The organism is Tersicoccus solisilvae, assembly GCF_014643255.1.
Classification (GTDB): Bacteria; Actinomycetota; Actinomycetes; order Actinomycetales; family Micrococcaceae; genus Tersicoccus; species Tersicoccus solisilvae.
The window spans coordinates 16653-39470 of the sequence record NZ_BMJI01000002.1 but is presented as its reverse complement, the minus strand read 5'-3'; the positions used below and the strand labels follow the sequence as shown (position 1 = coordinate 39470).

The following is a 22818-nucleotide window of genomic DNA, read 5'->3' as shown; positions in this document are numbered from 1 at the left end:
CCGTGCTCAGCCGGTCGTGACGCCGAGGTCGAAGCCCTGCGCCTGCAGTCGGCTGGCCAGCGACTCACCGAGCGCGATCGACGGGGTGAGCACACCGCCGCGGCCGGCGTCGCCCTCGCCGGCGGCCAGCGCCAGGGCGGCCTGGCCGAGCATGACGGCGGTGCCGTCGTACCCGGGGTCGAGTTCCGCCCCGACGCGGGAGCGCACCGTGACGCCGCTCGTCGTCCCGGCGACCGCCTCGAGGAGGAACCGTCCGGCCGCCCGGGCGCTCTCGCTCGGTCCCTCCCCGGCCGCGGGCAGCAGCCGGTCCCAGACCGGGTCCAGCACGGGCACGCTCAGCGCCGCGAACGCGAGCGGCGTCGCCCGCCGGAGTGCCCGGGCGCGCAGGGCACCGCGACGGCCGCGACCGGTGTCGGTCACCTCCCGGTAGCGGAACCGGGCCCCGTAGGCGCCGCCGGTCAGGGCGTTGCTGCGCCGCACCAGCGGCTCGTTGTAACCGGCCATGACGAACGGCCCGAACCACCCGCCGTCGTCGTCCACCCCGAACCGGGACCGGCTGCTGCGCCGGTCGGTGCGGGCGGAATCGGCAGGGTCGAGGGCGTGGGGGTCCAGCATCGTGCGCGCGACGGCGCGATCCGCCCGTGCCTCGGCCAGCTGGGTGCGCGCCGAGGCGATCGTGCCCCCGCTGAAACCGCCGCGCATCCGCCGCACGTGCGAGGTCACGTCGGTCAGCTCGCCCAGCCCGTGCTCGTGGGCGTGGACGGCGGCCCGCAGCACCGCCAGATCCGAGGGGATCGAGTCGAACCCGCAGGAGTGGACGATGCGGGCGCCGGTCCGCCGTGCCGTCGCGTCGGCGGCGTCGATGCTGCGCCGGACGAAGAGCACCTCGCCGGTCAGGTCGGCGTAGTCGGTGCCCGCCTCCGCGCACGCGCGCACGAGCGGCAGTCCGTGGGTCGCGTACGGGCCGACGGTGGTGACGACGACGCGGGTGCGTGCGGCCATCGCCCGCAGGCCCGCCTCGTCCCCGGCGTCCACGACGATGAGGGGCCAGTCGGCGGCCGCGCCGGTGAGCCCGGCACGGACGGACTCGAGTCGCCGGCGGTTGCGGCCCGCCAGGGCGACGCGCACGTCCGGCGCGGCCCGGGAGGCCAGATGCTCGGCGGTCAGCCGGCCGACGAAGCCGGTGGCGCCGAACAGGACGATGTCGAACTCGCGGGCGGCCGAGCCCGGTCCGTGCGGCGTCTCGGTCATCGGTCGGTCATCCTCTCCTCGTCGGGAACGTCCGCGGGAAGCGCCGGATGCTCGCCGCCGGCGTCGTCGGTGGTCTCGGCCCAGAACTGCTGCACCAGCCGGGCGAACTCCTCGGCCCGCTCCACCTGCGGCAGGTGCCCGGTGTCGGGGAAGACGTGCAGCCTGGCGTTCGGCAGGGCCGTGGCGACCGCCTCCACGTGCGCCACCGGCAGGATCAGGTCCTTCTGCCCCCAGAGCACGAACGTGGGGATGTCCAGCTCGACCATCCGGGCGAGCAGGTCGCGACGCCAGCGGGCCCGCACGCCCCACAGGTTGCCGAGGCCGCCGAGGGTCGTGAGCATGACGTCGCCGCCGTGCGCGCGCCGGGCGAAACGCATGCCCCGGTCCAGCCGCTCGGGCGTCACCAGCTCGCGGCTGACGTAGAGGCCGCGCTCGGCGTTGTAGATCGCCTTCGTGGTCGGCCGGCTGAGCAGCCAACGCCCCAGCGGCCGGATCGCGAGCAGCCGGATCGCCGGGGCGACCGTCCGGCCGAAGCCCGCGCTGGCGGCCAGCACCAGGCTGCGGACCCGCTCCGGTGCCAGCGTGGCGACCTGCATCGCCACCGCACCGCCGAGCGAGTTGCCCACCACGTGCGCCCGCTCGACGCCGAGCGCCGTCATCACCCCGAGCACGGCGCGGGCCATGGACTCCATCGTGTTCGGTGCCGCGGGCGGCCCGGACTCACCGAAGCCGGGCAGGTCCACGCTGGTGACCCGGAACCGCGCGGAGAGCAGCGCGTGCTGCTCGTCCCAGTCCTCCAGGCTGCGCGCGATCCCGTGCAGCAGCACGACGTCTGGTCCCTCGCCCGTCGTCCGGTACCGCAGGTCGATCCCGTCGACCGTCATCCGTGCCGTCATGCGACCACTGTCTCACTCGCCGGCCGATCCACCGTCGTGCCGTCATCCCCTCGATCCGTTGCCCTCCCGGTGGCGCGGCTGAAGCACAGGCCGCGTCCGCTGGTCCGGCCCCAGCGGAACGAGGCGAGGTCCAGCAGGTAGTTCTGGTTGATCCGCCACGGCGCGCGGGGACCCTGCCGGGGCAGCACGTCCAGGCTGCGGGTGATGTACCCGGAGTTCAGGTCCAGCAGCGGTCGGCGGTCCTCGGCCGGCACGTCCGGCGCGACCGGGGTGACGACGTCGGCGCCCGTGCGTGCCATCCGGCCCAGCACCCGCACGAGGAACCGGTTGACCAGGTCGATCTTCAGCGTCCAGGAGGCGTTGGTGTAGCCGATCGCCAGGGCCAGATTCGGGACGCCGTCGAGCATCGCGCCCCGGTAGGTCAGCCGCTGCGCCGGGTCGACCGTCTGTCCGTCCACCCGCAGCGTCATGCCGCCGAGCAGCTGCAGGCGCAGGCCGGTGGCGGTGACGAGGACGTCGGCCGGCAGGGTCCGGCCCGAGGTCAGGCGGACGCCGTCGGCCGTGAACCGGTCGATGGTGTCGGTGACGACCTCGGCGCCGCCGTCCCGGATGGCGCGGAACAGGTCGCCGTCGGGCACCGCGCACAGCCGCTGGTCCCACGGGTCGTACGGGGGCAGGAAGTGGGTGTTCACGTCGTAACCCTGGGGCAGCTTGCGGGTGAGCGCGGTCAGCAGCTGCTTCTTCATCACCTCGGGCCGACGCCGGCTGAGCTGGTAGCTGACCGTCTGGATCATGACGTTGCGCCAGCGCAGCAGCGGTTCGACGACGGGCCCGGGCAGCCGACCGCGCAGCTTCACCGCCGTCCGGTCCGTCGAGGGCAGGCTCACGATCCAGGTCGGCGTGCGCTGCAGCATGGTCACCTGGGCGCCGAGCTTCGCCAGCGCCGGCACGAGCGTCACCGCGGTGGCGCCGCTGCCGATGACGACGACGCGGCGCCCGTCCACCTCGAGGTCGTCGGGCCAGTGCTGCGGGTGCACGAGGCGGCCGGTGAAGTCCGCGGCGCCGGGGAACTCGGGCGTGTAGCCGGCGTCGTACCGGTAGTAGCCGGCGCACACGTAGAGGAATCCGGCGGTCAACGTGGTGGTCTCACCGTCCCGCTCGACGGTGACCGTCCAGCGGCCGGTCCCCGAGTCGAAGTCCGCGCCGACGGCACGGTGACCGTAGCGGACCAGCCGGTCGACGCCACGCTCGCGGGCGGTGTCGCGGATGTAGTCGAGGATGTCGGGCCCGGCCGCGAGGGCGCTCGCGTCGGTCCACGGGCGGAACGCGTACCCGAGGGTGAGCATGTCCGAGTCCGACCGCACGCCCGGGTAGCGGAACAGGTCCCAGGTGCCACCCAGTGCCGCCCGGGCCTCGAGGACGGCCATCGACCGGTCGGGGAACCGCTCGCCGAGGGTGACGGCGGCGCCGATGCCGGAGAGGCCCGCTCCGACGATCAGGGTGTCGACGTGCTCGGGCTTCCCGGCGTGGCCGGGCGTCGTCGTGGACGCGGGCGCGGCGCGGGACGTCGTCGTCATCCGGTCACGCTATCAACACCCTGTCGAGAGTCGCCGGCCGACCGGCGGGACATCTCGATCGGCGAACTGGCGGCGGGTGCCGGCATCTCCCGGCCGACGGTCGACCGGCAGATGTGGACAGCGTTCACATCGTGCCCTAGGCTGCGCGGTGACCGTCCACGCCGAAGGAGTCGTCCGATGCAGATGAAGCTCGAACTCGTGCCCGTGCCCGTCACCGACGTGGACCGGGCCAGGGCGTTCTACGCCGACGCCCTCGGGTTCCACCTGGACGTCGACGTCGAGGTGGCGCCCGGGGTGCGCGTCGTCCAGCTGACGCCGCCGGGGTCGGGCTGCTCGGTCGGGTTCGGCACGGGACTGCCGGCGTACGACGGCGAGCCGGGCTCGGTGCGCGCGCTGCACCTGGTCGTCGCGGACGTCGACGCCGCCCGGGCCGAGCTGGTGGGACGGGGTGTCGACGTCGGCCCGGTCGTCGACGTCGGCGGCGGGGTGCGCTACGCGGGCTTCGCCGACCCGGACGGCAACACGCTGGAGCTGCAGGAGATGGCCTGGCGCCGCGGCGACACGTTCTGAGGCACCGCCGGCGGCGTGCTCAGCGCTCCGTGCGGCGCGAGGCGGTCACCAGCCGCGCTCAGCCAGCCGGTGCGGGACCGGGATGTCGGCGACGTTGATGCCGACCATGGCCTCGCCGAGGCCGCGCGAGACGTCGGCGATGACCGTCGGGTCGTCGTGGAACGTCGTCGCCTTGACGATGGCCTTCGCCCGCTGCTCCGGGTTGCCGGACTTGAAGATGCCGGAGCCGACGAACACGCCGTCGGCGCCGAGCTGCATCATCATGGCCGCGTCGGCCGGGGTCGCGATGCCGCCCGCGGTGAACATGACGACGGGCAGCTTGCCGGTCTCGGCGATCTCCTTGACCAGCTCGTACGGGGCCTGCAGCTCCTTGGCCGCGACGTACAGCTCGTCCGGCGCCATCGAGCGCAGCCGGTTGATCTCGGCGCGGATGGTGCGCATGTGAGTGGTGGCGTTGGAGACGTCGCCGGTGCCGGCCTCGCCCTTGGACCGGATCATGGCGGCACCCTCGTTGATCCGGCGCAGCGCCTCACCGAGGTTGGTGGCCCCGCAGACGAAGGGGACGGTGAACGCCCACTTGTCGATGTGGTTGGCGTAGTCGGCCGGGGTCAGCACCTCGGACTCGTCGATGTAGTCCACGCCGAGGGACTGCAGCACCTGCGCCTCGACGAAGTGGCCGATGCGGGCCTTGGCCATCACCGGGATCGAGACGGCCGCGATGATGGAGTCGATCATGTCCGGGTCGCTCATCCGGGACACGCCACCCTGGGCGCGGATGTCCGCCGGCACGCGCTCGAGGGCCATCACGGCGACGGCGCCGGCGTCCTCGGCGATGCGGGCCTGCTCGGCGGTGACGACGTCCATGATGACGCCGCCCTTGAGCATCTCGGCCATGCCGCGCTTGACGCGGTCCGATCCGGTCACGGGGGCGGAGGTGGTCTCACTCGTCACGGCGGTTCGTTCCTTCGACTCGACTACTGGCCGCATCGAGCGTAGGACACCGGCCCGCCGCGGCGCGCGCCGGAGACCGGTCCACGGTCACACCGGTGGCCCGCTCAGCGGCCGTCCGCCTCCCACGCCCGCAGCCAGGCGTCGACCCCGGTGGGCGTCACGTCGAACCGGGCGTTGTCGAGGGACTGCAGCCTGCCCCGGCCCGAGAACATGTCCCGCAGGTACTGCATGCCCTGCCAGGCGGGGAACACGGCGTCGTGGGTGCGATCCGCGAGCCGCATCGCACCGATCGCGGCGTCCAGCGTGCGCAGGCCGCCCGCGCGGAAGAGCCGGTACGGCACCCCCGCGATCTCGCCGCTGATGCGGGCGAGGTCGCGCGCGGTCACGGAGTCGCCGACGAAGCGGACGAAGCGGGGCTGCTCGGACGGGGCGAGCGCGACCTCGGCGGTGACGGCGGCCGTGTCGTCGCGGCTGGTGAAGTCCAGGGGCTGGTCGGCGTCGACCCAGTAGAGCACCCGCCGCAGCCGCGGCTGGAGGATCGGCATGGGGCCGGCGAGCAGGTCCGTGAAGGCGCCGACCAGCACGCTGGTCGGCGCGATGGAGGCCCGATCGACCCGGCCGGCGAACTCGCGCCGCAGATCGATGTTGCGGTTGTCGCCCCGCCGGGTGCGGGTCCAGTCCAGGCAGTAGTCCGAGGGGACGAAGCGACGGACCCCGGCGGCGACGGCGGCGTCGACCAGGACGGACTGCCGGTCGACGATCACGTCCCGGAGCCCGTTCCAGGCGCTCACGACGACGTCGGTCCCGGTCAGGGCGGCGGCGACGCGGTCGGTGTCGGTCCAGGCCACCGGCACCGGGGTGGCGCCACGTCGGGCGAGCTGGTCCGTGCCGGCCGGGTCGGAGCCGTCCTCGACGAGCATCCGCACCGTGGCGCCGCGGTCCAGCAACGCCCGGACGATCCGGCCGCCGAGATCACCGGCCGCCCCGGCGACGGCGACGGTCCGGACGGGGTCCGCTCCGGGTGCGGAGCTCGTGTTCTCAGCCATGACGTCATCCTCGCATCCGCGGGGCACGAGTCCGCCGGTTCCGCCCGCGGGCCGATCGTGGACCGTCCCCGCAGGGCCGACGCGACGGGCTCGGCGGAACGGCGGGCCAGACGCCGCCGTCAGACCGTCGTCTGCCGCCGGACGGTGAGGATGCGCTGGCCGAGCGTCGCCGCCGAGGCGACGGCCAGCAACACGAGCACGACGAGCAGGAACACCGGCGGCAGCCCGAGCCCGGTGAAGCCCGTGAAGACGAGGACGGCGACGAGCCGCTCGCTGCGTTCGGCGATGCCGACGTCGGCGGTGGCTCCGATGGCCTCCGCGCGGGCACGCGCATACGGGACGAGACTGCCCAGGACCAGGCAGAACAGGGCAGCGACGGCGATCGCGGGGTTCGCTCCCCCGGTGAAGAACCAGATCACGACGCCGGCGAACACCGCGGCGTCGGCTACCCGGTCCAGGGTGGAGTCGAGGAAGGCGCCCCAGTCGCTGCGCCGGTCCAGGGCGCGGGCCATCAGCCCGTCGACGATGTCGGAGAAGACGAAGACGGTGACGACGACGGTCCCCCAGAACAGCTGGCCGAGCGGGTAGAGGACGAGGGCGGCGGCGCTGACGCCGACGGTGCCGACGACGGTGACCGCGTCCGGCGACACCCCCCGCCGCAGCAGGAACTGCGCCAGCGGGGTGAACAGCCGCGCGAAGAACGCTCGCGCGTACTTGTTGAGCACGGTCAGCCCCGGCTGTGGTCCGCTGCCGCGGTGTCGGTCGCGCCGGTGACCCCCGCGGCGACGCCGTTCCACGCCTCGTGCAGCTGCCGCCACTGCTCACCCAGGGTCTGGGTGATGGCCTTGGTCTGGGCGATGATCGGCATGAAGTTGCCGTCGCCGGCCCAGCGCGGCACCACGTGCTGGTGCAGGTGCGCGGCGAGACTGCCACCGGCCACCTCGCCGAGGTTGAGGCCGACGTTGAACGCGCTCGGGTGGGCGACGTGCCGGATCACCTCGACCGCGGCCCGCGTGAGGGTCTGCAGCTCGACGAGCTCGGCGTCCGTCAACTCCGAGAGGTCCGCCACGTGGCGGTACGGGTTCACGAGCACGTGCCCCGGGTTGTACGGGTACAGGTTGAGCACGACGTAGCAGGTCTGTCCGCGGTGCACGATGAGGGACTCCTCGTCGCTGCGGCCCGGGGCGGCGCAGAACGGGCAGCCGGTGTCGCGCGGCTTCTCCTCGCCGGTGATGTACGCGAGGCGATGCGGCGTCCAGAGCCGCTGGAACGCGTCGGGCACCCCGGCGAGTTCGAAGTCGTCGGTGCTGGCCCGCCCCGCGGTACCGCCGTCGTCGGGACCACTCACGAGTTGACCCGGTCCCGGACGGTGGCGACGATCTTCTCGATCGCCTCCTCGATCGGCACCCCGTTCTCCTGGCTGCCGTCCCGGTACCGGAAGGAGACGGCGCCGGCCTCGGCGTCCTCCCCGCCCGCGATGAGCACGAACGGCACCTTCTCCTTGGCGGCGGTGCGGATCTTCTTCGGGAACCGGTCCGTGCCGTCGTCGAGCTGGGCGCGGATGCCCCGCTGCTTGAGCCGCGCCACGACGTCGGCCACGTAGTCGTTGAACGCCTCGGCGACGGGGATGCCGATCACCTGCACGGGCGCGAGCCAGGCGGGGAACGCGCCGGCGTAGTGCTCGGTGAGGACCCCCATGAACCGCTCGATGGAGCCGAACTTCGCGGCGTGGATCATCACCGGCCGCTGCCGGGTGCCGTCCGCCGCCTGGTACTCGAGGCCGAACCGCTCGGGCTGGTTGAAGTCGTACTGAATGGTCGACATCTGCCAGGTGCGCCCGATCGCGTCCCGGGCCTGCACGGAGACCTTCGGCCCGTAGTACGCGGCGCCGCCCGGATCCGGCACCAGTTCCAGCCCGGTGCCCGCACACACGTCCGCGAGCACCTGGGTCGCCTGTTCCCACTGCTCGTCCGAGCCGATGAACTTGTCCGACTCGGGATCGCGCGTCGAGAGCTCGAGGTAGAAGTCGTCCAGGCCGAAGTCCCGCAGCAGGCCGAGGATGAAGTCGAGCAGGTGGCGGATCTCCCCGGGCGCCTGGTCCGCGGTGACGTACGAGTGGGAGTCGTCCTGCGCGAAACCGCGCACCCGGGTGAGGCCGTGCACGACGCCGGACTTCTCGTACCGGTAGACGTGCCCGAACTCGAACAGGCGCAGCGGCAGCTCGCGGTAGGACCGGCCGCGGGAACGGTAGATGAGGTTGTGCATGGGGCAGTTCATCGCCTTGAGCCGGTACTCCTGCCCCGGCTTGACGACGTTGCCGTCCTCGTCGAGCTCCTCGTCGACCGTGAGCGGCGGGAACATGGTGTCCGCGTAGTACGGCAGGTGCCCGGAGGTGTGGAACAGACCGTCCTTGGAGATGTGCGGGGTGCCGACGTACTCGAAGCCCTCCGCGATGTGGCGGGCGCGGACGTAGTCCTCCATCTCCCGTTTGATGATGCCGCCGCGGGGGTGGAAGACGGGCAGGCCGGAGCCGAGCTCGTCGGGGAAGGAGAACAGGTCGAGTTCCCGGCCGAGCTTGCGGTGGTCGCGGCGCTCCGCTTCGGCGAGCCGCTCCTGGTAGGCCTTCAGGTCCTCCTTGGACGCCCAGGCGGTGCCGTAGATGCGCTGCAGCTGCTTGTTCTTCTCGTTGCCGCGCCAGTAGGCCGCGGCGCTGCGGGTCAGGGCGTAGGCGGCGCCGATCAGCTTCGTGGTGGGCAGGTGCGGCCCGCGGCACAGGTCCTTCCAGACGGTGTCGCCGGACTTGCGGTCCACGTTGTCGTAGATGGTCAGTCCGCCCTCGCCGACCTCCTGGGCGGCGCCCTCGGCGGCCCCCTCGGCGTTGGACTTCAGGCCGATCAGCTCGAGCTTGTACGGCTCGTCCGCCATCTCGGCGCGGGCGTCGTCGTCGGACACCTCACGGCGGACGAACGACTGGGAGGCGTTGACGATCTTGAGCATCATCTTCTCGAGGGCCTTGAGGTCCTCGGGGGTGAACGGCTCCTCGACGTCGAAGTCGAAGTAGAAGCCGTCGGTGATGTGGGGGCCGATGCCGAGCTTGGCGTCCGGACGCAGCTGCTGGACCGCCTGCGCCATCACGTGCGCGGTCGAGTGGCGCAGCACGTTCAGCCCGTCGGGAGAGTCGATGGTCAGGGGGATGACGACGTCGCCGTCCGTCACCGGGGCGGCGAGGTCCTTCAGCTCGCCGTTGACGCGCATCACGACGACGTCGCGCCGATCGGCGAACAGGTCGGTCCCGGTGGTGCCCGTGGTGACCACGACCTCCTCGGTGTGCTGCGACGCGAGGGCGGACGGGGTGTGCTGGGCCACGGGGTGTCTCCTTGGGTTGTCGGCGTCACGGTTCACGACATACGACGCCGCAACCCGCCGCCATCCAGCGTAGCAACGGCGGGCCCGCCTCCCGGCACCTGCGGCCCTCCCCGCACTGGCATGATCGTCACTCGTGGACACTCCTGTGCTGATCGTCGGGTGTGGTGACCTCGGCACCGAGGCCGGACTGCGGTTCACCGCCGCCGGGCACCGGGTGACCGGGTGGCGGCGGAACCCGTCCGTGCTGCCTCCCGTGCTGCACGGCCGCGCCGCCGACGTGACCGACCCGTCCTCCCTCCCGCCCGTCGATCCGGCCACCGGCATCGTCGTCATCTGTCTCACGCCGGCCGCCCGGGACGCCGCGGGCTACCGCGCGACGTACGTGGCGGGGACCCGGGCGGCGCTGGCCGCGGTGGACGCGGCCGGCGCCCGGCCGCGCGTGCTGTTCGTGTCCTCGACGTCGGTGGTGGGCGTGGACGACGGGAGCGTGGTCGACGAGTCCTGGGACGTCGCGTCCGGTGCGCCCGCGAGCGCGACGGCGGCGGTGCTCGGGGAGGCCGAGGAGCTGGTGCTGGCGCGGCCCGGCGGCGTCGTGCTGCGCCTGGCCGGGGTGTACGGACCCGGGCGCACCCGGCTGATCGATCGGGCGCGATCGGGCGGCGTCGGTCGGGTGGGCCACTGGACGAACCGGATTCACCGGGACGACGCCGCGTCCGCCCTCGTGCACCTGGCCACGGTTCCCGAGCCGGCGCCGGTCTACCACGGCGTGGACGACGAGCCGGCGCGGGAGGCCGACGTGCTGGCGTTCCTCGCCGGGGAACTGTCGTCCGGGGGTGGGTGTATCGCACCGACCGGGTCTGTCGCGGCGAGCGGGTCCCCCTCGTTGTCCGGCATGGCGCCCGACCTGGCGGGCGGTTCTCCCTCGCCACGCGACGTGGGCGACGACGCGCCGACCGGGAAGCGGCTGCCCAACGACCTGCTCCGTGCCACGGGCTGGTCACCGGCGTATCCGTCCTACCGGGAGGGTTACCGGGCGGTCCTCGCCGGGGTCGGCACCCGCCACCCGTGACGCCGTGTCTGCCGAGTCAGCTACTTCTGCCCGACAACCAGGCTCTTTGAGCACTGCCTTCGGGCGGGATCCGCTGACTCGGCCTTCTGGGCGACCGCTTCCGGGCGGGACCCGCTGACTCAGCCGGCCAGTGCAGTGAGACGGGGTGGCTCACGCCTCCGGTGCGCCCGCGCCTTGTCCGACGCGCCGCCGACCTCAATCCGGGCGGCGCGCGATGATGACGGCCTGGGGCGTCCGTTCGTGCGCGGCCGGTGCTCGCTCCAGTCGCGCGACCTCGTCCATGCCCGCGGCCAGCAGCGCGGCGGCGACATCGTCGGCCGTGCGGTCGTGCCGGTACAGGATGACGTCGAGCCCGTGCTCGCGGTAGGCGCCGGACAGCTCCACCACGCCTGCACCCGACTGGAAGGCGAGCAGGACGAAACCACCCGGCCTCACGACGCGCCGCAGCTCCGCCAGCACACCGGGCAGTTCGGCGTCTGGCGTGTGGATGGTCGAGTACCAGGAGAAGACGCCGTCGACCGCGGCGTCCGGGAACGGGAGACCGGACAGGGTCGCGACCCGGGATGGGAACTGCCCGTGGTCCCGCTGGGCTCGCCGGATCATCCCGGCCGAGAGGTCGACGCCCTGGACGCGGCACCCGAGGCCGGCCAGCAGCGGCATCATGCGGCCGGCGCCGCAGCCGGCGTCGAGCACGTCCCGCGGCTGCGCCAGCAGCGAGACGAAGTGCTCGATCATCGCCAGGTCCACGGGCAGCTCGGGCTCGGTCGAGGCGAAGGCATCGGCATACGCATCCGCCACGGTGTCGTAGGCGCGGCGCACGACGTCCTCGGCGGCGTCGTCATCGGTCGGTTCCACCCGCCGATCGTCTCAGACCGGAGGCCGGCGGCGGCCACCGTCCGCCGAGTCCGTCACCTCCGCCCTCGGGAGGGGGTCGACGACCGGGGGGCGCCGGGCGGAAGTGACGGACTCACGTGATCCGCCGGGCGGAAGTGACGGACTCACGCCAGACGACCTCAGGACACCGTCCGCACTCGACAGCAACCTCCTTGATACGCCCCCGACGGCGTGTCAGGATCACGCCGATGACCGCCCCCGCCACCGCCGCTCAGCGCCGGGCCGACCTGGTGCGGCTGCGCCGTGTCCGCGACCGGATCGACCGCGAGTACGCCCAGCCGCTCGACGTCGAATCACTCGCCCGCGGAGCCGGCCTGTCCGCCGGCCATCTGAGCCGCCAGTTCAAGCTCGCCTACGGCGAGTCGCCCTACGCCTACCTGATGACCCGGCGCATCGAGCGGGCCATGGCGCTGCTGCGCCGCGGCGATCTGAGTGTCACCGAGGTGTGCTTCGCCGTCGGCTGCCAGTCGCTGGGCACCTTCAGCACCCGGTTCACCGAGCTCGTGGGGATGCCGCCCAGCGTCTACCGCACCCTCGAGAAGCACCCGACGACGGGCCTGCCCTCGTGCGTCGAGAAGCAGGTGACGCGACCGATCAGGAATCGAGAAGCGGGCCCGGTCGCCGCTCCGTAGCGTGGGCGCATGACCATCACCATCAGCTCCAGTTTCCTGCCGCACACCGAGCCCGAGGCGTCGCTCGCCTTCTACCGGGACGTCCTCGGCTTCGAGATCCGGCTCGACGTCGGTCAGGGCGAGTACCGCTGGCTGACCGTCGGCCCCGCCGGCCAGCCCGACACCGCCATCGTGCTCACCCCGCCCGCGGTGCAGCCGGGCCTGACCGACGAGGAGAAGCAGACGATCCTCGACATCATGGCCAAGGGGAGTTTCTTCGGCGTCAATCTCACCAGCACCGACCTCGACGCCACGTTCGCCGACCTCGAGGCGAAGGGGGCCGACGTCATCCAGGAACCGACGGACCAGCCGTGGGGTGCCCGGGACTGCGCGATCCGCGACCCGGCCGGCAACATGATCCGCATCGCGCAGGCCGGCTGAGCACGTCGCGAACTCCGTCGAGTCCATCGCCGCCCGATGCGGCGATACTGGACCCGACCCCGTGTTCCCCGATCGAGGAGAGACGATGACCAGCGCCACGACGACGAGCACGGACACCGGCCCGCACGTGGCCGACAGTCACGACACGATCCGGGTCCGCGGCGCCCGGGAGAACAACCTCAAGGACGTCAGCCTCGACCTGCCCAAGCGCCGGCTGACCGTCTTCACCGGCGTCTCCGGTTCCGGGAAGAGTTCGCTCGTGTTCGCGACCATCGCCGCGGAGTCCCAACGGATGATCAACGAGACCTACAGCTCGTTCATCCAGGGGTTCATGCCGTCGATGGCCCGGCCCGACGTCGACGTCCTCGAGGGCCTGACAACGGCGATCATCGTCGACCAGGAACGGATGGGCGCGAACCCGCGGTCGACCGTCGGCACCGCAACCGACGCCAACGCCATGCTGCGGATCCTCTTCAGCCGGCTCGGCGACCCCCAGATCGGCTCACCGCAGGCCTACTCGTTCAACGTCGCCTCGATCAGCGGCGCCGGCGCCGTCACCACCGAGAAGAACGGCAGGACCGTCAAGGAACGGCGCAGCTTCAGCATCACCGGCGGCATGTGCCCGCGGTGCGAGGGCACCGGCAAGGTCTCCGACTTCGACCGGGCGGCCCTGTACGACGCGGAGAAGTCGCTGTCCGACGGCGCCCTGACCGTGCCCGGCTACAGCATGGACGGCTGGTACGGACGCATCTTCGCCGGCGCCGGGTTCGCCATGGACAAGCCGATCGGCCGGTACAGCGCGAAGGAACTCGACAAGCTGCTGTACGCGGAGCCCACGAAGATCAAGGTCGAGGGCGTCAACCTCACGTTCGAGGGGGTGATCCCCCGGATTCAGAAGTCGATGCTCTCCAAGGATGTCGAGGCGATGCAGCCGCACATCCGCGCGTTCGTGGAGCGGGCCGTCGTCTTCGCCGTCTGCCCCGAGTGCGACGGCACCCGCCTGGCCGCCCCCGCCCGCTCGTCGAAGGTGGCCGGGATCAGCATCGCCGACGCCTGCGCCATGCAGATCACGGACCTCGCGGCGTGGGTGGCGGGGCTCGACGAGCCGTCCGTGGCCCCGCTGCTGGCGAATCTGCGACACCTCCTCGACGCGTTCGTTCAGATCGGGCTCGGCTACCTGTCGCTGGACCGCTCGTCCGGCAGCCTGTCCGGGGGCGAGTCGCAGCGCACCCGGATGATCCGTCACCTCGGCTCCTCCCTGACCGACGTCACCTACGTGTTCGACGAGCCGACCATCGGCCTGCATCCGCACGACATCGAGCGCATGAACGACCTGCTGCTGCAACTGCGCGACAAGGGCAACACCGTGCTCGTCGTCGAGCACAAGCCCGAGACCATCGCGATCGGCGACCACGTGGTCGACCTCGGTCCGGGCGCCGGCAGCAACGGCGGGGAGATCGTCTTCGAGGGCAGCCTCGAGGAGCTCCGGGCCAGCGGCACCCTCACCGGCCGGCATCTCGACGACCGGGCGAGGGTGAAGGAGTCGGTCCGGACGCCGTCGGGCGTCCTGCCGATCCGCGGCGCGACGGCGAACAACCTGAAGGACGTCGACGTCGACATCCCGCTCGGCGTGCTCGTGGCCGTCACCGGCGTCGCCGGCTCGGGCAAGAGTTCCCTCATCCACGGCTCGCTCGCGCAGGCGAAGGCGGGGGCCGAGGCCGGCGTCGTCGCCATCGACCAGGGCGGCATCCGCGGTTCGCGGCGGTCCAACCCGGCCACCTACACCGGCCTGCTGGAGCCGATCCGGAAGGCGTTCGCGAAGGCCAACGGCGTCAAGCCCGCGCTGTTCAGCCCGAACTCCGAGGGCGCGTGCCCCACGTGCAACGGCGCGGGCGTCATCTACACGGACCTCCCGACGATGGCGGGGGTCGCGACGACGTGCGAGCAGTGCGGCGGCAAGCGGTTCGACGCCTCGGTGCTGGAGTACACGTTCGGCGGCCGGGACATCAGCGAGGTGCTCGGGATGTCGGTCGACGAGGCGGAGGCGTTCTTCGGTGCGGGTGACGCGCGGACCCCGGCGGCGCACACGATCCTGGCCCGGCTGGCCGACGTCGGGCTCGGCTACCTGACGCTCGGGCAGCCGCTCACCACGCTCTCGGGCGGCGAGCGGCAGCGGCTCAAGCTCGCCACGCACCTGGGCGAGAAGGGCGGCGTCTACGTGCTCGACGAGCCGACGACGGGCCTGCACCTGGCCGACGTCGAGCAGCTGCTGGCGCTGCTGGACCGGCTGGTCGACGCCGGGAAGTCGGTGATCGTGATCGAACACCACCAGGCGGTGATGGCCCACGCGGACTGGGTCATCGACCTCGGTCCGGGCGCCGGGCACGACGGCGGCAGGGTCGTGTTCGAGGGCACCCCGGCCGACCTGGTCGCGGACTGGAGCACACTGACCGGCAAGCACCTCGCGGAGTATGTCGGGGCGTGAGCCGGGTGGGTCGACGTCGAGCGCGCCGGCGTCATCAGCGGTGACTGAGCGGTTTCCGCCCGAATGACCTGCTCAAGGAGCACCGCCTTCGGGCGGGAACCGCTGACTCACCCCGGGGGTCGAGCGCTCGGGCACATCGAAGGCGGTGCTGACGGCGTTGATGTCCTCGCCGCCCCGGCCGGCCTCCGCGGCGTCGTCGAACGCGGCGAGCACCGCCGCCAGCAGGTCCCCGCGCACCTCGGACGCCTCCGTCCGGGCCAGCTCGAGGTCCTTGCGCAGGCCGTCGAGGGCGAACTGGGGGCTGCGCTCGTCGGCGAGCATGGCCGAGCCCTTGACGTGGGCGTACGGGCTGTCCGTGGGGGTGCCGTCGATCGCCGTCAGGAACAGGTCGGGGTCCAGGTCGAACGCCTGGGTGATGGCGAGGGACTGGGCGGTGGCGGCGGTCAGCGTCCCCAACCACACGTTGACGGCGAGTTTGAGGGCGCTGGCGTCGCCGTGCCGGTCGCCGACCCGCACGGTGCGGGAGCCGACCACGCCGAAGACGGGCGCCAGCCGGTCGATCGGTGCACCGGGCCCGGCCGCCAGGACGGTGAGCGTGCCCTGCTCGGCGGGACCGAGCGTGCCGAGCACCGGGGCGTCCACGAGGGCGACACCGGCGTCCCGCGCGGCCCGCGCGATGCGGTGGGCGCCCTCGACGCCGGTGGTGCTGGACTGCATCCACACCGCGCCGTCCGGCAGTGCCGGCAGGAACGCGGACGCGGTCTCGAGCACGGCGTCCGCGTCGAAGAGCATGGTCAGCACGACGTCGGCGTCACGGACGGCGTCCGCGGGATCGGTGGCGACCCGGGCGCCGTCGTCGGCGAGCGCCTCGGCCCGAGCGGCGGTGCGGTTCCATGCGGTGACGGCGAACCCGGCGCCGAGCAGCCGACGGGCCATCGCCGTGCCCATCGTGCCGGTGCCGAGCACGGCGACCCGGCTGCTCCCCGGAGCGAGCGCGGTGGTCCCGGTGGTCTGGCTCATGCGCAACCTCCTGCAGTGATCGAGAAAATGACCGGGGCGGTCCTCAACCGAGGATGTCGCCGTCCACGTAATACCAGCGTCCGTTCTCGCGCCGGAAGCGGGAGCGTTCGTGCAGCACGCCCGCCCCGTGCGGGCTGCGGTACGCGGCGCGGTACTCGACGACGCCGGCGTCGTCCCCCGCCGCGCCCCGGTCCCGGTCGACGATCTGGAGGCGACGCCACTGGGTGCCGTCGTCCAGCTCGACGGCCAGGGGCCGGGTGCCGGCGTGCCAGGACCGCCGCAGGTAGTCCCCCAGGCCGAGGGCGTACGCGCTGTACCGCGAGCGCATCAGGGCCTCCGCCGTGGGCGCGGCGCCGCCCTCGTGCAGCGGACCGCAGCACTGCGCGTACCCGGCGCCCGAGCCGCAGGGGCAGACCAGTCCCGGTGAGCCGGTCCCGGCCGCGTCGGGATCGGGGTCGGCGCGTGACCCGGCCGCCGCGCTCACGCGAGGGCGGCGAGCACGACCGGCTCGTCGTGGCCCGGCCACGAGCCGAGCAGCCGGGCCTGGCCCGCGGTCACCTCCGCGTCCGCGATCTCGTCGAGGACGTGCTGGACGGTGAGGGTGAGCACCCCGGCGTCGACGACGGTCGTCTCGCCGGCGATCTCGGCGGACTCGACGTCCAGCGTCGCCGCGGCGGCGTCGGTCTCGGCCGCCGAGTGGCCGGGCAGGCTGCCCTCGCTGCGCACGTCGATCGTCGGCTCCAGGGGCGTGGTCTCGCCGTCCATGACCTGCTCCGCCTGCCCGGTGCCGTGCAGGATGGCCGCGGCCAGGGCCCGCACGTACACCGGGTCGCCGGTGGCGTCGTAGACGTACCGGGTGCCGAGGACGGAGTGCTCCATGGTGGCGATGAGGCTCGCCGGCCCGTGTTCGGGCAGCGGTTCGGCCCGGTAGGTCAGCGGCACCTGCAGGACGGGCCCGTCACCGGTGCTGACGAGCAGCGTCTCGATGCCGACCTCGCCGTCGGGATCGTCGAACCGGTACGAGGCGACCCTGGTCAGCTCGGGCACCTCGTCCCCGTCGTACCACGTCTGCAGCGGTAGCCACTGGGCCACCACGTCGAGTTTGCCGGGCTTCAGGTCAGCGTCGTAGATCAGTGCCATGGGCCGATGCTAACGGGTGCGGATGACCATCTTGCCGACGTTCTCCCCGCGCATCATGGCCAGGAAGCCGTCGACGGCGCGATCGATGCCGTCGATCACGGTCTCGTCCGTCACCACGTCACCGTCGCGCAGCCAGGGACCCATCTTCTCGCGGTACTCTCCGGCCTGGTCCAGGTGGAAGCCGACCGTGAAGCCGCGCAGGGTGAGGCCCTGCTTGACCAGGTTGGCCATGTTGTCCGGGCCGGGCGTCTTCTCGGTGGTGTTGTACTGCGAGATCGCCCCGCACAGGGCCACCCGGCCGTCGCGGTTCAGGACGTCCAGGGCTGCCTCGAGGTGGTCACCGCCGACGTTGTCGAAGTAGACGTCGATGCCGTCCGGGGCGTGGGTGGGCAGCTGCTCGCGCACGGGGGCGTCCTGGTAGTTGAAGGCGGCGTCGAAGCCGTACCGTTCGGTGAGCAGCCGAACCTTCTCCGCGGACCCGGCGGAGCCGATGACGCGCTTCGCGCCGAGCAGACGGGCGATCTGTCCGACGGCGGAGCCGACGGCGCCGGCCGCGCCGGAGACGAAGACGGTGTCCCCGGGCCGGAGGGACGCGATGGTGGTCAGGCCGACCCAGGCGGTCAGTCCGGTCATCCCGAGGACGCCGAGGAACGCGGAGTCCGCCACCCCGGGCACGGGCGTGACGGCGGTGAAGCCGGCGGCGTCGCCCTGTGCGACGTCGCGCCAGCCCTGCTGGTGCAGCACGGTGGTGCCGACCGGGAGTGACTCGGCGGTCGAGGCGACGACCTCGCCGACGGCGCCGCCGGTCATGGCCTCACCGACGGCGAAGGGCGGGACGTAGCTCTTGACGTCGTTCATCCGGCCGCGCATGTAGGGGTCCACGGAGACGAAGGTGTTCGCCACCCGCACCTGCCCCGGCGTCAGGTCCGGCAGGTCGACCCGGACGGTGCGGAAGTTCTCGGGCGTCGGCCAGCCGGTGGGGCGGGACGCGAGGTGGATCTGGGTGCTGACGGACGGGGCGACGGGCACGGCGGGGCCGGTCGGGGTGGAGGCGGTCATGTCGGCGGCAACACGGCCGCGTGGCCCGGTGTTCCGTGCCGCCGGTCACACGGGTCCGATCCCACCGGGTCGGCTGCTGCGGGATCAGTCGGCGGTGCCGGCTGTGGACCGGAGCATCCGTTCCCGGATCGGCTGGTAGTGCTCGCGGATGGCCGCCTCGAGGGCCGCCGCCGATCCCGTCTCGATCGCGTCGAGGATCGCATGGTGCGCCTGCGCGGTCTCCGGCAGCAGGCTGGCGGGGCCGAGGGTCTCGCTGACCAGCGAGTGCACCTGCCAGAACACGTCGAGCAGCTGTCCGACCAGGGCGTTGCCACTGGTGGAGACGAGCAGCTGATGGAACTGACGATCCTCCACCGGGAACTCGCGGCCCTGCGCGGCGAGGTCCACCATGGTGGTGGCGAGCGCGCGCATCGCGGCGATGGTGCCGGCGTCGAGCCGCTCGACGATGAGGGGGGCCCAGTCGATCTCGAGCAGCTCGCGCAGATCGATGAGGTCGGCGAGGAAGTGCTTGTCCCGGTGGGAGGTGAGCATGCCGCGGAAGGCGAGCGACTCGGCCAGGCCGGTCAGGGACAGGGTGCCGACGAAGGTGCCGTATCCGTGCCGGACCTCGACGATGTCCAGTGCGGAGAGGGTCTTCATCGCCTCCCGGATGCGGGACCGGCTGACGGCGAGCTGGTCGCTGAGCTCGTGCTCGGTGGGCATCGGGTCGCCGGGCGAGAGCCGGTTGACGAGGATGTACTGCTTGATCCGGTCCACCACGGTCAGCGGGGCACGCCCGGCGCCGTCGTCGGCCGTCGGCCACTGTGCCGGCATCCGCGGCCCCCTCTTCTCGAGCTCACTCTGTTCAGCCATCACGGCCTTTCACCCTAGCGACGTGCGCGGACGGTTCCCGGGTGCCGCTCGCGGCGCCACGGCGCCGGGACCGGCATTGCCTCGGTCGGTTGCTTCCGCTAGTGTACCGGACATCGGATGTCTGACGTCCTATATCTATCCATCTCACAGGGAGACCTCATGAGTTCAACGGCGACCTCGGGAGCCTGGTACCGCGCCATCTCCCCCCGGCAGTGGAAGGCGTTCGTCGCCGCCTGGCTGGGCTACCTGCTCGACGGGTTCGACTTCGTCATCATCACCCTCGTGCTGACCGAGGTGATCAAGGAGTTCCAGCTCTCCACCGTCCAGGGCGCCACCCTGGTGTCCGCCGCGTTCATCTCGCGCTGGTTCGGCGGGCTCGCGCTCGGCGCGTTCGCCGACCGCTTCGGCCGCAAGAACGCCATGGTGTTCAGCATCGTGCTGTTCTCGATCGGCTCCGTCCTGTGCGCGATCGCCCCGGCGTACTGGGTGCTCTTCGGCGCCCGGCTGCTGATCGGCCTCGGCATGGCCGGCGAGTACAGCTCGAGTTCGACGTACGTGATCGAGTCCTGGCCGGAGCACCTGCGCAACAAGGCGTCCGGCTTCCTGATCAGCGGCTTCTCCGTCGGCACCGTCCTCTCGGCGCAGGTCTACCGGCTGATCGTGCCGGAGTTCGGGTGGCGGTCCCTCTTCGCGGTCGGCCTGATCCCCATCGCCGTGGCCCTGTGGCTGCGCCGGTCCCTGCCCGAGTCCGAGGACTGGACCGCGGCCCAGCGGCGCGTCGAAGCGTCCGGCGCCCGCACCCCCAACATGTTCAGCACCCTGTACCGGGGCCCGAGGGCGGCACTGAACATCGCGCTCACCGTCGTCGCGTTCGCCGCGCTGCTGCTGATCTTCTCCGTCACCGGCACGCCCGCCCTCGTCGTCGTCATCGGCGCCCTGGCGTGCGCCGCCGTGTTCGTCTGGTTCATGGTCCAGTTCGAGGGACCGCGCTGGCCGACCGGCGTGACGCTGATGGTCGTCGTCTTCGCCGCGTTCCTCTACTCCTGGCCCATCCAGGCGCTGCTGCCCACCTACCTGAAGACCGATCTCGGGCTCGACGCGGGTCACGTGGCGGACATGCTGTTCTTCGCCGGGTTCGGCGCGGCCGTCGGCTGCATCGTCGCCGGCTTCACCGGGGACCGGTTCGGCACCCGGCGCGCCTACTGGGTCAGCCTGATCGTCTCGCAGGTCCTCGTCTTCCCGGTCTTCCTCATCGGTGGCGGCCAGCTCTGGCTGCTCGGGGCGCTGCTGTTCGCCCAGCAGGTGTTCGGCCAGGGCATCGCCGGCCTGCTGCCGAAGTGGATCGGCGGGTACTTCTCCGTGGACAAGCGTGCCGCCGGGCTCGGCTTCACCTACAACGTCGGCGCCCTGGGCGGCGCGGTCGCCCCGGTGCTCGGCGCCGGGCTGGCCAGCACCATGCCGTTGGGCACGGCCCTGGCCGTCCTGTCCTTCGGGCTGACCGCCGTCGTCATCATCCTGCTCGCGATCAACGCCCCGCTGCGGGCGCAGCGGGCGCTCCGTCCCGAGCACGTCTGGCCCTCGGACAGCCAGGACGTCGTTCCCAAGGTCGTGGTGACCACGGACGGCGCCACCCTCACCCGGTCGTGACGCGTAGCGTCGTGACCACCGCACCCACCACCCGATCCCCCCGCAAGGAGCATGCCCTGTGACCGACTCCCCCTTCCGTCTCTCCGGCGTCGTCCCGCCGCTCGTCACCCCGCTGACCGAGGACCGCACCCTGGACGTGCCCTCGTTCGAGCGGCTGATCGAGCGGATGCTCGCGGCCGGCGTCGACGGGGTCTTCCCCCTCGGTTCCACCAGCGAGGTGGCGTTCTGCACCGACACGATGCGCGCGCAGATCCTCGCCGAGGCGGTGCGCGTCGTCGACGGCCGGGTACCGGTGATCGCCGGGGTGATCGACACGCAGACCCCGCGGGTGCTCGAGCACGTGTCCGCGGCCGTGGCGGCGGGCGCGGACGCCGTCGTGGCGACCGCCCCGTTCTACGCCGTGGTCACCCCGGCCCAGGTGAAACGCCACTTCGAGATCCTCGGCGCGCGCAGCGAGGTGCCGGTCTTCGCCTACGACATCCCCGTCTGCGTGCACACCAGGCTGGACCCGGCGATGATGGTGGAGCTCGGGGCGTCGGGCGCGATCGCCGGCGTGAAGGACTCCTCCGGCGACGACATCGGCTTCCGCCGCCTGACGCTGATGAACCGGGACGCCGGCTCCCCGCTGGCCGTGTTCACCGGGCACGAGTTCGTGGTCGACGGCGCGTACCTCTCGGGCGCGGACGGCGTGGTGCCGGGCCTGGGCAACGTCGACCCGGCCGGCTACGTGCGGCTGCACCGGGCGGCGACGGCCGGCGACTGGGAGACGGCGCGCACCGAGCAGGATCGGCTGGCCCGGCTGATGGAGATCTGCCTGGCCGCGCGCGACACCGGCGGCTGGGGTGCCGGGGTCGGGGCGTTCAAGACCGCCCTGAAGCTGCTCGGCGTGATCGAGACGCACCAGATGCCCGAGCCGTGGGACGCGTTCAGCGACGCCGACGTGGCCCGGGTGCGGGCGATCCTCGACGAGGTGGGCCCGCAGGCATGACGCGATCCGGCGCGGTGATCGGGCTGGACCTGGGCGGGACGAAGATCTCCGCCGGTCTGGTGGGGCCCGGCGCGACCGGCATCGTCCGGCACGCGGCCACGGTCCCGACGCCGGCCGCCGCCGGTGCCGAGGCGATCCTCACCGCGATGATCGATCTCGTGCGGCCCCTCGCGGCCCGCGCCGAGGCCGACGGCACGCCCGCCGTCGGCCTCGGCGTCGGCGCGGCCGGCGTGATCGACCCGGCCACCGGCGCCGTGACGGCGGCGACCGATCACCTGCGCGGCTGGGCCGGCACGCCGGTGGCGGAGCGGCTCGCGACCGCCACCGGCCTGCCGGTCCGCGTGGTCAACGACGTGCACGCCCACGCCCTCGGGGAGGCGCACCACGGCGCCGGTGCCGGGCGTTCCTCGGTGCTGCTGGTCGCCGCCGGCACCGGCCTGGGCGGCGCCCTGGTGCTGGAGGGCCGCGTGGTCACCGGGGCCCACGGCGTCGCCGGCCACCTCGGCCACGTCCCCTCCCCCGAGGCCGCCGGCCTGCCGTGCTCCTGCGGCCGGACCGGGCACCTGGAGGCCGTCGCCTCCGGCACCGGTCTGCTCGAGCGCTACCGCGACGGCGACACCGGACACGGTCCCGCGGAGGCGGCGTCCGGGGCCGACGTCGCCCGCCTGGCCGCCACCGGCGACCGGTGGGCCGCGGCGTGCCTGGACCGGTCCGCCGTCGCCCTCGGCGGCGCCATCGGCGGCTGGATCAACACCCTGGACCCCGACGTCGTCATCGTCACCGGCGGGCTGAGCGAGGCGGGCGCACGCTGGTGGGAGCGCCTGCGCGGCGCCGCCGCCGCCGAGACCCTCCCGGCAGCCACCGGCTGCCCGATCCTGCCCGCCGCGCTCGGCGCGAGCGCCGCCCTGGTCGGCGCCGCGAGCCTGCTGTCCACCCGAACCGTTGACTGAGGAGA

22 protein-coding genes are annotated in these 22818 nt (G+C 72.7%); 8 read left to right on the top strand and 14 right to left on the bottom strand.

What is annotated here, in order from left to right; all coding sequences use genetic code 11:
• Positions 1–6: 6 nt before the first annotated feature.
• The 3 genes from IEX22_RS03125 to IEX22_RS03115 are packed head-to-tail and all read right to left on the bottom strand — an operon-like array spanning position 7 to position 3724.
• The gene (locus IEX22_RS03125; protein WP_188666210.1) at positions 7–1251 is read right to left on the bottom strand and encodes a saccharopine dehydrogenase family protein; all 1245 of its coding nucleotides are present in this window, start codon (positions 1249–1251) and stop codon (positions 7–9) included.
• Entirely contained in the window at positions 1248–2147 is a 900-nt protein-coding gene (locus tag IEX22_RS03120; protein WP_229659735.1) for an alpha/beta fold hydrolase, read from the bottom strand. The genes IEX22_RS03125 and IEX22_RS03120 overlap by 4 nt, the downstream gene beginning before the upstream one ends.
• Entirely contained in the window at positions 2144–3724 is a 1581-nt protein-coding gene (locus tag IEX22_RS03115; RefSeq protein WP_188666209.1) for a flavin-containing monooxygenase, read from the bottom strand. The genes IEX22_RS03120 and IEX22_RS03115 overlap by 4 nt, the downstream gene beginning before the upstream one ends.
• 177 nt (positions 3725–3901) lie before the next feature.
• Between IEX22_RS03115 and IEX22_RS03110 the strand changes: the two genes are divergently transcribed.
• Positions 3902–4294, top strand: coding sequence for a VOC family protein (locus IEX22_RS03110; RefSeq protein ID WP_188666207.1), 393 nt, complete (start codon positions 3902–3904; stop codon positions 4292–4294).
• Positions 4295–4339: 45 nt separating this feature from the next.
• Here the strand turns inward: IEX22_RS03110 and pdxS are convergent, their stop codons facing one another.
• The 5 genes from pdxS to thrS all read right to left on the bottom strand — a co-directional run bounded on the left by pdxS (position 4340) and on the right by thrS (position 9657).
• Positions 4340–5281 (bottom strand): pyridoxal 5'-phosphate synthase lyase subunit PdxS, encoded by a 942-nt coding sequence (gene pdxS, locus IEX22_RS03105; protein ID WP_188666199.1) that lies wholly within the window; start codon positions 5279–5281, stop codon positions 4340–4342.
• Between the two features lie 68 nt (positions 5282–5349).
• Positions 5350–6291, bottom strand: coding sequence for an NmrA family NAD(P)-binding protein (locus tag IEX22_RS03100; protein ID WP_188666196.1), 942 nt, complete (start codon positions 6289–6291; stop codon positions 5350–5352).
• Positions 6292–6410: 119 nt separating this feature from the next.
• Complete coding sequence (gene pgsA, locus IEX22_RS03095; RefSeq protein ID WP_188666194.1) at positions 6411–7016, bottom strand: phosphatidylinositol phosphate synthase; 606 nt, start codon at positions 7014–7016, stop codon at positions 6411–6413.
• A 2-nt stretch (positions 7017–7018) separates the two neighbouring features.
• Positions 7019–7639 (bottom strand): HIT family protein, encoded by a 621-nt coding sequence (locus IEX22_RS03090; protein WP_188666192.1) that lies wholly within the window; start codon positions 7637–7639, stop codon positions 7019–7021.
• Positions 7636–9657, bottom strand: a complete 2022-nt coding sequence (gene thrS / locus IEX22_RS03085; protein ID WP_188666189.1) for a threonine--tRNA ligase — start codon at positions 9655–9657, stop codon at positions 7636–7638. The genes IEX22_RS03090 and thrS overlap by 4 nt, the downstream gene beginning before the upstream one ends.
• Before the next feature lie 133 nt (positions 9658–9790).
• On the opposite strand from thrS, the gene IEX22_RS03080 reads away from it, so the two are divergent.
• Positions 9791–10726 carry a Rossmann-fold NAD(P)-binding domain-containing protein gene (locus IEX22_RS03080; protein WP_229659734.1) on the top strand — a complete coding sequence of 312 codons (936 nt, stop codon included), beginning with the start codon at positions 9791–9793 and terminating at the stop codon, positions 10724–10726.
• A 195-nt stretch (positions 10727–10921) separates the two neighbouring features.
• Here IEX22_RS03080 and IEX22_RS03075 read toward each other — a convergent pair whose 3' ends face one another.
• Entirely contained in the window at positions 10922–11581 is a 660-nt protein-coding gene (locus IEX22_RS03075) for a class I SAM-dependent methyltransferase (RefSeq protein ID WP_188666187.1), read from the bottom strand.
• A gap of 227 nt (positions 11582–11808) precedes the next feature.
• On the opposite strand from IEX22_RS03075, the gene IEX22_RS03070 reads away from it, so the two are divergent.
• The 3 genes from IEX22_RS03070 (at position 11809) to IEX22_RS03060 (ending at position 15157) form a co-directional block, all read left to right on the top strand.
• Positions 11809–12252, top strand: a complete 444-nt coding sequence (locus tag IEX22_RS03070) for a helix-turn-helix transcriptional regulator (protein ID WP_188666185.1) — start codon at positions 11809–11811, stop codon at positions 12250–12252.
• A gap of 9 nt (positions 12253–12261) precedes the next feature.
• Entirely contained in the window at positions 12262–12672 is a 411-nt protein-coding gene (locus IEX22_RS03065; RefSeq protein ID WP_188666183.1) for a VOC family protein, read from the top strand.
• Positions 12673–12757: 85 nt separating this feature from the next.
• Positions 12758–15157 (top strand): ATP-binding cassette domain-containing protein, encoded by a 2400-nt coding sequence (locus IEX22_RS03060; RefSeq protein WP_188666181.1) that lies wholly within the window; start codon positions 12758–12760, stop codon positions 15155–15157.
• A 72-nt stretch (positions 15158–15229) separates the two neighbouring features.
• On the opposite strand, the gene IEX22_RS03055 is transcribed toward IEX22_RS03060, so the two are convergent.
• The 5 genes from IEX22_RS03055 to IEX22_RS03035 all read right to left on the bottom strand — a co-directional run bounded on the left by IEX22_RS03055 (position 15230) and on the right by IEX22_RS03035 (position 19189).
• Entirely contained in the window at positions 15230–16177 is a 948-nt protein-coding gene (locus tag IEX22_RS03055) for an NAD(P)-dependent oxidoreductase (protein WP_188666179.1), read from the bottom strand.
• Between the two features lie 43 nt (positions 16178–16220).
• Positions 16221–16661 carry a YchJ family protein gene (locus IEX22_RS03050; RefSeq protein ID WP_229659733.1) on the bottom strand — a complete coding sequence of 147 codons (441 nt, stop codon included), beginning with the start codon at positions 16659–16661 and terminating at the stop codon, positions 16221–16223.
• Positions 16658–17317: a CG0192-related protein gene (locus IEX22_RS03045; protein WP_188666175.1), complete on the bottom strand. Its 660-nt coding sequence runs from the start codon at positions 17315–17317 to the stop codon at positions 16658–16660. Before IEX22_RS03045 ends, IEX22_RS03050 begins: the two co-directional genes overlap by 4 nt.
• 9 nt (positions 17318–17326) lie before the next feature.
• Entirely contained in the window at positions 17327–18376 is a 1050-nt protein-coding gene (locus tag IEX22_RS03040) for an NADP-dependent oxidoreductase (protein ID WP_188666173.1), read from the bottom strand.
• A gap of 84 nt (positions 18377–18460) precedes the next feature.
• Complete coding sequence (locus IEX22_RS03035; protein WP_188666171.1) at positions 18461–19189, bottom strand: FadR/GntR family transcriptional regulator; 729 nt, start codon at positions 19187–19189, stop codon at positions 18461–18463.
• A 198-nt stretch (positions 19190–19387) separates the two neighbouring features.
• Between IEX22_RS03035 and IEX22_RS03030 the strand changes: the two genes are divergently transcribed.
• Genes IEX22_RS03030 through IEX22_RS03020 form a run of 3 tightly spaced genes read left to right on the top strand, consistent with a single transcriptional unit; the run spans position 19388 to position 22813 of the window.
• Entirely contained in the window at positions 19388–20875 is a 1488-nt protein-coding gene (locus tag IEX22_RS03030) for an MFS transporter (protein WP_188666169.1), read from the top strand.
• A gap of 58 nt (positions 20876–20933) precedes the next feature.
• On the top strand, positions 20934–21863 hold the full coding sequence (locus tag IEX22_RS03025) for a dihydrodipicolinate synthase family protein (RefSeq protein WP_188666166.1): 930 nt from the start codon (positions 20934–20936) through the stop codon (positions 21861–21863).
• Positions 21860–22813, top strand: a complete 954-nt coding sequence (locus IEX22_RS03020; protein WP_188666164.1) for an ROK family protein — start codon at positions 21860–21862, stop codon at positions 22811–22813. The genes IEX22_RS03025 and IEX22_RS03020 overlap by 4 nt, the downstream gene beginning before the upstream one ends.
• Positions 22814–22818: the final 5 nt, after the last annotated feature.